9 protein-coding genes are annotated in these 12,811 nt (G+C 39.0%); all 9 read left to right on the top strand.

Annotation, left to right across the window (positions count from 1 at the left end; all coding sequences use genetic code 11):
• Positions 1 to 24 precede the first annotated feature (24 nt).
• Complete coding sequence (gene miaB / locus QE109_RS02695; protein WP_281092835.1) at positions 25 to 1,470, top strand: tRNA (N6-isopentenyl adenosine(37)-C2)-methylthiotransferase MiaB; 1,446 nt, start codon at positions 25 to 27, stop codon at positions 1,468 to 1,470.
• A 70-nt stretch (positions 1,471 to 1,540) separates the two neighbouring features.
• Positions 1,541 to 4,180, top strand: a complete 2,640-nt coding sequence (gene mutS, locus QE109_RS02690; protein WP_342637109.1) for a DNA mismatch repair protein MutS — start codon at positions 1,541 to 1,543, stop codon at positions 4,178 to 4,180.
• 68 nt (positions 4,181 to 4,248) lie between these two features.
• Positions 4,249 to 6,306, top strand: a complete 2,058-nt coding sequence (mutL, locus tag QE109_RS02685; protein ID WP_281092833.1) for a DNA mismatch repair endonuclease MutL — start codon at positions 4,249 to 4,251, stop codon at positions 6,304 to 6,306.
• Positions 6,307 to 6,448: 142 nt separating this feature from the next.
• A complete protein-coding gene (locus QE109_RS02680) occupies positions 6,449 to 6,820 on the top strand; it encodes a hypothetical protein (protein ID WP_281092832.1) in 372 nt (123 codons plus the stop codon).
• 184 nt (positions 6,821 to 7,004) lie between these two features.
• A complete protein-coding gene (locus QE109_RS02675; RefSeq protein ID WP_281092831.1) occupies positions 7,005 to 7,622 on the top strand; it encodes a hypothetical protein in 618 nt (205 codons plus the stop codon).
• A 182-nt stretch (positions 7,623 to 7,804) separates the two neighbouring features.
• Complete coding sequence (locus QE109_RS02670; protein WP_281092830.1) at positions 7,805 to 9,211, top strand: hypothetical protein; 1,407 nt, start codon at positions 7,805 to 7,807, stop codon at positions 9,209 to 9,211.
• Between the two features lie 258 nt (positions 9,212 to 9,469).
• Positions 9,470 to 10,384, top strand: coding sequence for a tRNA (adenosine(37)-N6)-dimethylallyltransferase MiaA (gene miaA, locus QE109_RS02665; protein WP_281092829.1), 915 nt, complete (start codon positions 9,470 to 9,472; stop codon positions 10,382 to 10,384).
• A 25-nt stretch (positions 10,385 to 10,409) separates the two neighbouring features.
• Complete coding sequence (hfq, locus tag QE109_RS02660) at positions 10,410 to 10,631, top strand: RNA chaperone Hfq (RefSeq protein WP_281092828.1); 222 nt, start codon at positions 10,410 to 10,412, stop codon at positions 10,629 to 10,631.
• Between the two features lie 136 nt (positions 10,632 to 10,767).
• Positions 10,768 to 12,780 (top strand): transketolase, encoded by a 2,013-nt coding sequence (gene tkt / locus QE109_RS02655; protein WP_281092827.1) that lies wholly within the window; start codon positions 10,768 to 10,770, stop codon positions 12,778 to 12,780.
• Positions 12,781 to 12,811: the final 31 nt, after the last annotated feature.

The raw sequence follows: 12,811 nt of genomic DNA, 5'->3' as shown, positions 1-12,811 counted from the left end.
ATTAGAAAGCGGTTAGGAGAAAAAATGTCTAAGAGAGAAACGTTTGAAATTGAATCAATGGAATCAATACTCACTAAAAATGATGAACACATACGCGCAATTAAAGATATAAACGATGCGCATTATACAGAGTTACAACATAAAAAGAAAGCCATTACGATCACGTATGGTTGTCAGATGAACGAGCACGACTCAGAAAAGCTCAATGCGATGCTCATGGATATGGGGTATGACTTGACGAAGAAGTTTGAAGATGCTGACCTCATTATCTTCAACACTTGCTGTGTCAGAGAAAACGCAGAGTTCAAAGTATATGGAAACCTTGGTCACGTGAAAAAGCTAAAAGAGACGAGACCTGATTTGATCTTGGCAGTTTGTGGCTGTATGATGCAGCAACCTCACATCGTTGCTGAAATTAAAAAGAAATACAAATACGTCGACCTTGTATTTGGCACACACAACCTTCATAATTTTCCAGCACTTTTAGAGGAAACACTAACTGCAACGCACCAAGTTGTAGAAGTATGGGAATCAGAAGGCGATGTAATCGAAGGTCTTAAGTCAAATAGAAAGAAAGAAATCAAAGCTTATGTCAATATCATGTACGGCTGTGACAATTTTTGCTCATACTGTATCGTTCCTTATACCAGAGGCAGAGAACGTAGCCGAAAGTTTGAGGACATTATAGAAGAGGTACGCAGTCTTGTACAGACAGGTACAAAAGAAGTGATGTTACTAGGACAAAATGTCAACTCATATGGTAAAACATTTGATGAGCCAGTTGATTTTGCAGATTTACTCAAAGCAGTTAACGAGATCGAAGGACTTGAGCGTATCCGCTTTATGACTTCACATCCAAAAGACTTATCACAAAAGCTCATCGACACCATGGCTGCTAGCGATAAAGTGTGCGAGTACCTACATTTACCAGTACAAGCAGGCAGTAATGCAGTCCTTAAGCGCATGAACAGAAAGTACACAAGAGAGCAGTACCTCGATATCATCAGCCGGGCAAAAGCCTTGATGCCTGATTTAGGTATTACTACTGACTTGATCTTGGGTTTTCCTGGTGAGACAGATGAAGACTTCACTGATACCATGGAACTGATCAAAACAGTTGGGTACAATGCAGCGTTCACTTACCTGTATTCTATAAGAACGGGAACGCCAGCTGCGAAATATGAAGACCAAGTGCCAGACGACGTGAAACATGCACGTATCAGTGAACTGTTAAAGGTCCTAAACCCTATGATCACTGAAAAACTCAGCACCATGGACGGTAAAATAGTTGAGGTGCTTGTAGAGGACTTTTCTAAAAGTTCAAAAGAAGTCCTAATGGGTAGAACGCGCAACAACTACACCGTGACATTTGAAGGTGCCCCTGAACTGATCGGCAAACTCGTCAATGTGAGAATCACTAGACCTAAGAACTTCTCGCTATATGGTGAAGTGGTTGAGGTTATTCGCTAAGATTTAATGTAACTTTATCATACTAATTCAAAACGAATTTAAACTCTAAAAAACGAGGAAGGCAAATATGATGAACATAGATAGATCCAAGTTGACGCCCATGATGCGCCAATACTTTGAAATTAAAGAGAACTACATGGATTATATCCTATTTTATCGTTTGGGCGATTTTTATGAGATGTTTTTTGATGATGCTGTACGGGCATCAAGAGAACTGGAAATCACACTGACAGCACGCAACTGTGGTCTTGAAGAAAAAGCCCCACTTTGTGGTGTGCCATATCATGCGGTAGATGGCTATATCAAAAAACTCGTAGACAAGGGCATCAAGATTGCCATCTGTGAACAGACAGAAGATCCTGCACTTGCCAAGGGCCTAGTCAAACGTGAAGTTGTGCGCATCATCACACCGGGAACCATCACAGATCCTGAGATGCTAGACGAGGGCAATTACAACTATGTGGCGTCACTTACAAAGCTTGAAAACACTTATGCTATCGCCTACTGTGATATCACTACGGGGGTGATGAAAACCACCGAGCTACACGACCCAGAAAAACTCATCGACGAGATCATCAAGATAGAACCTAGCGAAATTGTCATTTCGGATAAACATACTTTAGCACCTGATATGATCAAAACCATTGAGGCACAAGGCATCACACTGACGCCGTTTATGGATCATGCTTTTCAGCCACATGCAGGCAAGCGCATCATCGAGCGCGTTTTAAACGTGTTTTCTATCGAGAGCCTTGGATTTGCGGATGATTCTGCGATCCTCTGCGCCTCTGGTGCACTGCTTGCCTATGTAGAAGAGACCGCTAAAGTACCCCTTAACCACTTTAACAAAATCGACATCTACAACCACTCGCGGTTTATGGTTTTGGACAAATTCACCAGACGTAACCTAGAGCTCGTGGAAACCATGCGCACCAAAGATAAAAAAGGAAGCCTTTTATGGGTGCTGGATAAAACGTGCACAGCCATGGGAGCAAGACGCCTTAAAGCATGGGTAGAAGAGCCACTCATAGATATAGAAGCCATTCACAAAAGACTGAACACAGTTGAAGTTTTGGTAGATGATCTCTTACTACGCAGTGACCTTCGTACACACCTTAAACAGATCTACGACCTTGAAAGGTTAACCTCTAAACTCGTCTATGGCAGCATCAACCCAAGAGACCTTGTGGCACTTAAACAGTCCATCTCAGTATTGCCTGATATCAAAGGGTGTATCGATACCTTAGAAGAGGGTGATTTTCAAACCATCAACGAAGACATCGATTCACTGAAAGATATTTATCAGCTTATAGACGAAAGTGTAGTAGAAGAGCCGCCATATAGCGTCAAAGATGGTGGCGTCATTAAGACGGACTTCCATCCAGAGATCGCAAATCTTAGAGACGCCATTGCCAACGGCAAAGGCTGGATACTGGATATTGAGAGCAAAGAACGTGAAAGAACGGGAATTAAAACCCTTAAGATAGGCTTTAACAAAGTATTTGGTTATTATATTGAGATTTCAAAAGGCAGTTCAAAAAATGCCCCTGAAGAATACATCCGTAAGCAAACACTTGCCAATGCAGAGCGCTATATCACCCCAGAGCTTAAGCAACTAGAGGAAACCGTGCTTGGTGCAGAAGAAAAAATCGTGCGCCTTGAACAAGAGCTATTTGCACAGCTTAAACAAAATATTATGGTACATGTAGACCGTATACAAACAACTGCGAGAGCTATTGCGTCACTTGATGCCCTTTTATCCTTTGCAGAGTGTAGTTACCGCTATGGTTTTGTGAAACCGAAAGTCAACAATAAAGATACCATTCAGATCAAAAATGGACGTCATCCAGTGATTGAGCGCATCTTTAATGAAACGCCATTTGTACCAAATGATACGCTACTTGATCAAAAGGCACATAAATTTTATATCATCACAGGACCGAACATGGCGGGTAAGTCAACTTACCTGAGACAAGTGGCACTGATTACCTTGATCGCCCAGATAGGATGTTTCGTCCCAGCAGATAAAGCAGAGATAGGCGTCGTTGACAGGATTTTCACACGTGTTGGCGCATCAGATGACCTTTCACAAGGCCAGAGTACCTTTATGGTTGAGATGAATGAACTTGCCAACATCCTCAACAATGCAACTTCAAAATCGTTGATCATTCTTGACGAGATCGGTAGAGGAACGAGCACTTACGATGGACTCTCCATCGCTTGGAGCGTTGTAGAATACCTTAGTCAAGGGTCTGGTATCCATGCTAAGACCATGTTTGCAACCCATTACCATGAACTCACCGAACTTGAGGGCAAGATCGATGGGGTATGTAACTTCCGTATCGCAGTAAAAGAGTCGAGAGATGATATCATCTTCCTTAGAAAAATAGAGCGTGGTGGGGCAAATCAAAGTTTTGGTATACAAGTGGCAAAACTCGCAGGAGTGCCTGAACCTGTCATAGAGCGTGCGAAACACATCCTTTCAAAACTTGAAGTCAATGACATCAACAACAACATTCAAAACCTTCAAGGCCTTGAGATGGAAGATGGCAAAGCACAGCCTCAAACAGATGGAAAAGTAAAATATGGTGATTATTCTGTTTCAGAAGGACTCTATCACTACCTTTCCAAACTAGAAGTAGAGCAGATGACACCTATCGAAGCCATGAACGCACTTTACAACATCATCAGTCAATTTAAAGAGAAATAGGATGCGTGATTGAGTCGTAACTGAAAGAATTACCAAGAAAACACAACGATGCTTTCAAAGGAGGGGCTATGGAAGACAATCGCATACTGAAATTAGATGAAAGAACCGCAAGCAAAATCGCCGCTGGCGAGGTTGTAGAACGCCCTGCCATGGTGATCAAAGAGCTTGTTGAAAATGCAATAGATGCTGGTGCAACTGAGATTATCGTAGACATCAAAAAAGGTGGCAAGAGTTATATCAAAGTCAGTGATAATGGACGAGGCATCAACTATGAGGACTTATCACTGGTATTTGAACGTCATGCAACCAGTAAAATCAGAAGTATAGAAGACCTTTATGCAACAGCTTCTCTAGGATTTAGAGGTGAGGCACTTGCCAGTATATGTGCCGTTTCAACTGTAGAGCTCATCACACTTCGAGAGGGGGAAAACTCTGGTCGAAAAGTACAGGCTGCAGGTGGTACCATCCAGAAAATCTCTGAGGTGGGCACTTCAAAAGGGACGACAATTATCGTCAACGACTTGTTTTACAATACACCAGCGAGACTTAAGTTTCTCAAAAGTGATATGGCAGAAGGACGTTCTATCACTGAACTCATGGGATTTTTGGCGCTTTCTCATCCAGAAGTTACGATAAAGTACAGCTCAGATGACAAAATGATCTTTCATACACAAGGAAAAGGTAGCCTCGTAAATGCAATCTTTGCCGTCTTTGATCAAAACATGGTCAAAGGCATGTATGAGATTTCCGACCGACAAGATAAGCTTCAATTAAATGGATTTATCTCAAGATTTGATTATACAAAAGGGACAAGAGCGCAACAGCTATTATTTGTAAATGGCAGATATGTCAAAAGCGACCTTATCAAAGAAGTGATTCATATGGCTTATAAGCCTTATATGATGAACAATCGCTTTCCTGCTTGTGTATTATTCTTAGAGATTCCACCGAGTGAGATAGACGTCAACATCCACCCTGCAAAGACTGAAATCAAGTTTCATGATGATGGGTTAATCAAACAGTTTGTGTTTAGTGCACTGAAAAAAGCATTTAACCTCTATGACCAAGTACCAAAAGTTACTTTCAAAGAGCGCGAGGTTTTTTCAATGAAAACTGCACCGACTCAAGAAGAGAAGGTTAAGCAACTTGAACTTCAAAGTGAAAGTACAAAGGTGACAGAGCTACCTAAAAATGCATCGCAACCTGAGACTGTTTCACAATCTGAGTCGGCTTCACAATTTGAGGCGACTTCACAATCTGTGCAGCCACAGGTAAATTCGACAAAGCCAGATGAGAACTCGGCAAAGCCAGAACTGAACTCGGTAAAGTCAGAATATCACTCAGAAAAGCCGGCTTACAATTCAGTACAAAATGCATCGCATAACTCAGCACTAAATCCAGCACTAAATCCATCACATAACGCCGCACATAAATCAGTGCCAAAATCGTTTGATTTTTCTACACTTACGAACTTTGCAACTGCTACTTTAGAGGAAGCTTCTATAGTCCTTGAACAGCCTGTACCACTTGATGTAGAAGAAGGCGCACGTCACACGATTTATGATGGACTTCAGTATGTTGGTGTGTTTAACAACACTTATTTACTCTATGAAAAAGACAAAAGTTTGTATCTGATAGATCAACACGCAGCACATGAGAAAATTCTCTTTGAAGCGTTTATGGCTGCTTTTGAAAGCAGTAATGTTCAGTCACAGATGCTTTTAATGCCAGAGATCATCAGTTTAAGCAAGATTGAAATGACACGTTTAAACGAAGTTAAGCCCTTGCTTCACGATATGGGATTTATGATAGAGGCCTTTGGCGATGACGGGGTAGTAATGCGTGAGATTCCATCGATGCTTTCATTTTCCCAGGCAAAAGATATGGTTGCTTCAGTATTTGAAAACGCTAAAGAACATGTCGATGATCATTTTAAGCATCAGATTGCGGAAAAAGCATGCAAAGCAGCGATTAAAGCACATGATGCAATCCACGAGGATGAACGTATGGCACTTGTGGATTCACTTAAGGGATTGAACTCACCTTACACATGCCCTCATGGGAGGCCCATCATCATCAGTTTTTCACTGAGTGAAATAGAACGGAAATTTAAGCGAATTCTATGATAAACTAAATAGAGGATCATTTTAGATAAGACATTAGAAATAATGTCTTTTTTTATCTTTATATGAAAAATATACTGATGGAAGTGGTTAAAACGTATATAACAAATTGAAATTTAATTAGAAATAAAAAGGATGGTAAAATATGAAAGGATTTTCTATTTTGTTTATTTTAAACGGTCTATCTATTTTTATTCAGTCAATAATCAACGTAATTGAAGACAAGAATGGGAGATTTATAACCCTGAAATTCGATCCCCAATTATACATCATCGGGATTTTCTTAGGGCTCTTATTTGTTTTAACAGGTGTTGGAATAGGGTTTAGAAAAAGATATGCTTACTATCTATCCGTTAGTTTGTGTTCTTTGATGAGCCTCTATGTGTTTGTAGGAGCTGTTTTATTGATTAATCAAAATTCAAATGGGCCTTTAGTGCTTATTATCATTATTTTATTGATTTATTTAGCAATTGCTAGATATATACTGAAAAGAAAAGTATATTTTGATAAATCTTAAACCTAAATGCAGTAAAGATATTAAATTAAATTTGGAAATCATTCGACTATTTGCGTTATCTCATCGTGTTGGGATATATAAATAAAATGTGAAAAAAATAGAAAAATAGTTTCAAATTAGCAAAACGAAATGTGAAATGGATTTTGTAACTTTTTTTATTATTATAGTTGAAAGTGGGTAGGGCATGAAAAAATGGGGCGTCGTAATTATACTGGTAGTGTTGGTGGTATTAATTAAAGTGAAAATGGTTAATATAGAAGAGGCTCAATCAAACTATGGTGGTACAATTTATGTTAGGAAGCCAACGACTGATTCTAACTACATTATTTCTGATGAGATGAATCTTGCTAAGTTCGATTTAAAAGAGCGTTTGAATAATGATATCAATCAAATATATACGGATTCTTCTAATCATATTATATGTATATATTTAGTTTACGATACATATTATCAAAAACTTGAGCTGGACTACGATACGAATCTTCAGGTACCATTTACTTTGGAAGTTGAAAGTGGCATTGAGAAGATTTATTATTCTTTTCCTGAGTATGAAACTGTACGTGCGATTACGTATAAAGAAAGTGATAAAGTAGATTTTGAAACTGAAATCACGTCACGATCTATTAATCGAAGTAAAGAAGCAGTGGGCGGAGAACCTAAATGGAGGGTTTTTTCACAAAGTAAATTTGAAGTAAATGATGAGCAAATAACCTTTAGAATTTATAATGCTTTTGAAAATGAAGAAATCAATGAGAATACTGAATCTTTTGGTGGCTATGTTTTTGTGCTTAGAGTACAGTAAATTTACAAAAGCAGTTATACTGCGTGATGACCAAGCCATGTAACACAGACTTAACAGAAAAACACAAATTTAATAATGCTTTAGTCATGTTCTTTGATATCCTATTCATAGAACGCAAATAAATATACTTTCGTTTATATTGAAACTAAATTATGGAGTAACTTAAATTTAGGAAGGTGAGCATGATGAAGTTAAAAAAAATAACTGCAAAAGGTGTAGTACTCGCAATCACATGTGTCTGTCTTAGCTTTGGGATTGGATATGGTGATACAATTAAGGGAACAAGTAATACACCAAATTACTATTTTGATGGCAATGATTTTGAACCGATTACGGTTTATGAAGTGGTAGATGTTGATGGCAATAGTAAAGACCTCGTTTTATTGAGAGATTTGACGCGTTTTGGATATGCGCTAAATTGGGACGGTACCTCTAGGACAATTGACATCACTCATAGTACAAAAGAGCAAATTGCACAAACGACAGTTATAAAAAAAGGTATGACAGTAAAGTTAAGTGATATTAAGACCAATTTTTATACAGATGAGTCCATAGATACATATATTGCAAATGGCTTGTCTTTTATAGCACTTGAGCGTCTGCCATATGCATATTATGATTACTTACCAGATTCATGGGCGAGACCTTACATTTTTTCGCTTAATGCAAAAGGGTATTTTTATAATGATCATAAATCTTTTGGTGAGATCGTCACAGCTGAACAACTTTCCACAACTATTGCCAACATCTTAAATGATAAATTTGTCTCGTTTAAACGAGCAGCGTATATAAAACTAGGTCAATCAGATTTTGAAGGCGTCAGAGATGCTGGTGTTTTTAATGGTTTTTCAATAAGTAGTGGCGCATCTATTACACGCGAGACCATGACGCGTATTGGCAAAAATATGTTGGACATGCTTCAGGTGGATTATACGATGTATGGTGATGTTACAAGCGGTTATGCAGACCGAGAAAATGTTAGTGAAGCCGCTTTAAACAGTGTGGATTTGTTTTATAATGCTGGAATTTTAACTGTAAATACAGATGGCAATCTGATGCCTAAAAATAAAGTAAGTGCACAAGAAGCCGGTGTCATCCTCAGTAAAATGCTTGAGAAATTTGGCCAGATGGATGCTATCGTTCCATATACCGGTGAACGAGCGGATCTTTCAACTTTTAAATTAGTTGATGGTGCTTATGACATTACTGGCTTTACAAAGCCGATTATTTTATCTGACGAAGAACCTAAACTCACGCTTTATGGTGTATCACTTAGGTCGATTAAAGATGTATTAACGCTTGAAATAGATCAAGATTATGCATCTATGGGTGGCATTTATGCAAAACAAACTTTGTATCCTCAGATCACTCAAGTGGACATCATCTTAAAATCAGGTGAAACCATTCAAAAACAAATGGGAAAGATGCCTAATTTTAACTATATAGGTTCAGGCAACTATCGGACGGTTATTCAAGTTGCTCCGCCAGTGCAAGGGATGAATGAATCAAGTAAGTATATACAGCTTAATGAGATCGACAGCATTATCATACATGCTCCGAATGATATAGCTTTACGGTTCAAAATGTAGTTTTACTAGATGTACTCTAATTATATGTAAACAATTTGTGATATAAGTGTCATAATCAGTCATTGTTACTGACATATGTGATTTAAAGTGATAAAATATAAATTCAGATAGCACAAAAATTTTAGCCTCGCTATTGTTGCGTGGCTTTAATTTTAGAGTGAGGTTATTTTCTGAATTGTTTCAAAATTATTACTTTTTTGGCTGTATTGTTGAATATTTAACAGTAAAATTATATGATGAAAGATATATTGGTATAGTATGAATAAAATTATAATTATTGCAGGACCAACTGCCGTTGGAAAGACGGATTTATCACTGGCTCTAGCGCATACGCTTCAAACTGAAATTATCTCAGCAGACTCGGTTCAAATCTATAATGGACTTGATATCGGTTCTGCTAAACCAACTCTAGATGAGATGGCGGGAATTCCACATCATTTGATCGATGTAGTTGAACCGACAGAGGCTTTTTCTGTAAGTGATTATGTAAAACTTGCAAAAAAAGAAATCCGTAGACTTCATGAAATGGGGAAGATCCCTGTTATCGTGGGAGGTACTGGACTGTATATCAACGGTCTTTTATATGAGATGGATTTTGGTGAGAGCTGTGCAGATGCTGAGTTCAGGGCTGAGATGGAAGCACTTGCCCAAAGGTGCGGGGCGATGGCAGTATATGAAAGGCTTTTGAGCTGTGATCCGGTGGCGGCGGAGCGAATCCACCCCAATAACCTAAAAAGGGTCATCAGAGCACTAGAAATTAATCATGTCACGGGTAAACCCATGGCTGATTTTGCAAATGCACCTACCAAAACCACGGACTATGAAGTGATTTTGATAGGTTTAACGCGGGGTAGAGATGTGCTATATGAACGCATCAACAAACGCGTCGAGCTGATGTTTAGTGCAGGTTTACTTGACGAAGTAAAAAAATTAAAAAATTCTGGTTTGGATGATAGTTTTCAGTCAATGCAGGGTATAGGTTACAAGGAAGTTCTGTCCTATTTGGAAGGACGAATCAATTACGAACAGATGATCGACGAAATCCAGCAGGGAAGTAGGCATTATGCCAAGCGTCAGTTTACTTGGTTCAAGCGTTATGACGATTTGAAATGGATCGATCTAGATATCACTTGTACCGAAGATGCGGTTAAGGAAATTCTGTCAATCATATAAAATAAAGAGATAAGGAGGGGAATCCATGAAAAGTGCACTTAATCTTCAGGACCTATTTTTAAACCAATGTCGTAAGGATCAGACACCGATTACGATCTTTTTAATCAGTGGTTATCAGATCAGAGGACTTGTAAAAGGCTTCGACAGCTACACCATCGTACTCGATAGTGAAGGCAAACAACAGATGATTTACAAACACGCGATATCGACAATTATCCCATCGAAAACTGTCAATTTTCAAACATGATTCAATTTATGATTAATAATTCTTAAAACCCCAGTGATTGCTGGGGTTTTTGAATTTTTTTGGGTATATTTTCAACGTAATTTTACATGTTTTTAGGTTGTTATTGGGCGGGTTACCCGTTATAATGTAGTGAGACATGTATACAAGATCGATAGATCTCAAAATAAGAAAGGTTGGTTTAATAATGGAAATTAGAACGATTAATACGATTAGGATGTTATCTGCCGAAGCAATCCAAGCGGCTAATTCAGGTCACCCTGGTTTACCACTAGGTGCAGCACCTATGGCATATACCCTATGGGCAAAGGAAATGAAGCATAATCCACATAATCCTTTGTGGCATAACAGAGACAGATTTGTCTTATCAGCAGGTCATGGCTCAATGTTAATTTATTCATTGCTTCACTTATTTGATTACGGTCTTTCAATGGAAGAAATTAAAAATTTCCGTCAATTCAACAGTAGAACACCAGGTCACCCAGAGTACGGTCACACTAAAGGTGTGGAAATCTCTACAGGACCACTTGGTCAAGGTATTGCTAACGCAGTGGGATTTGCTATGGCTGAAAAACATTTAGCTGCAAAATTCAACAAAGAAGGCTACCCAGTTGTTGATCACCACACTTTTGCAATTTCAGGCGATGGTTGCTTAATGGAAGGTATTTCATACGAAGCTGCATCGCTTGCAGGTACACTTAAACTTGGCAAATTAGTTCTAATGTATGATTCAAATAAAATTTCTATCGAAGGAAGCACTGATCTTGCTTTCACTGAAGATGTAGCAGGTCGTTTTGAAGCGATGCACTGGCAAGTACTTACTGTAGAAGATGGCAACGATGTGGATGCAATCCAAGCGGCGCTTAAAGCAGCTAAAGCAGAAACAGAAAAGCCTTCAATCATCATCGTAAAAACAGTGATCGGATATGGCTGTCCTTCTAAACAAGGTTCACATAAAGTACATGGTTCGCCACTTGGTCAAGATGGTATCGAAGAGATGAGTAACTACTTAGGTATGACTGATAGAGCAGCATTTGAAGTTCCTTCAGATGTAGCGTCTAGCATGTCGAAGGTCGTAAGTGAACTTGGAAAATCTGAAGAAGCTTGGAAAGCTAACTTTGCTGAGTATGCAAAAGCATATCCAGAACTTGCTGCAGAATATGATGCTTGGTTTGCTAATGAAGCGCCTATGGCACTTTTAGAATCAGATGAGTTCTGGAACTACAATGAAACAGTAGCTACTAGAAGTTCATCTGGTAAAGTACTTAATGTGCTTGCTGATCATGTACCAAACTTTTTTGGTGGATCTGCTGACCTTTCACCATCAAACAACTCAGATATGAAGAAAAGAACTTCTTTCTTTGCAGATAGCCCAGAAGGATCAAACCTTCACTTTGGCGTAAGAGAGCATGCCATGACAGCAATTGTAAATGGTATCCAGGCACATGGCGGTCTTAGAGCTTATGGCGCGACTTTCTTTGTATTTGCTGATTATATGAAACCAGCAATGAGACTTGCAGCACTTATGGGACTTCCTGTCACATATATCTTAACGCACGATAGTATCGGTGTTGGTGAAGATGGTCCAACACACCAACCGATTGATCAACTTGCGATGTTAAGAGCAGTACCAAACTTAAACGTCGTAAGACCTGCAGATGCAAGAGAAGTTTCGGCAGCTTGGTACATGGCGATGACATCGACATCTACACCAACTGCACTTGTCCTTACAAGACAAAACTTACCGGCACTTGAAGGTTCTTCAAGAGAGGCGCTTAAAGGTGCATATGTCGTTTCTAAAGAAGCAAATGTATCTGATGTGATCTTGATTGCAACAGGTTCAGAAGTATCGCTTGCAATTGATGCTCAAAAGGCACTTAGCGAAGTGGGTATCGATGCAAGAGTTGTTTCTATGCCATGTCAAGAAGTGTTTGATGCACAATCAGATGCTTACAAAGCAGAAGTACTTACAAAAGGCGTTCCAAAACTTGCGATAGAAGCTGCAAGCACTTTTGGATGGCACAAGTATGCATGCGATGTAATCGGTCATGATGGTTTTGGTATGTCTGCGCCAGCGGGAGAAATCTTCGAAGCGTTTGGCTTTACAACTGAAAACGTAGTGGCACGTGTTAAGCAATTGATTAAGAAATAAATGAATGTGAACACCTGCGCATCTTGTTAAA

This window comes from Fusibacter bizertensis (genome assembly GCF_029914245.1).
In the GTDB taxonomy this organism is placed as follows: Bacteria; Bacillota; Clostridia; order Peptostreptococcales; family Acidaminobacteraceae; genus Fusibacter_C; species Fusibacter_C bizertensis.
The sequence above is the reverse complement of the archived record's forward strand: the minus strand, read 5'-3'. Positions and strand labels throughout refer to the sequence as shown.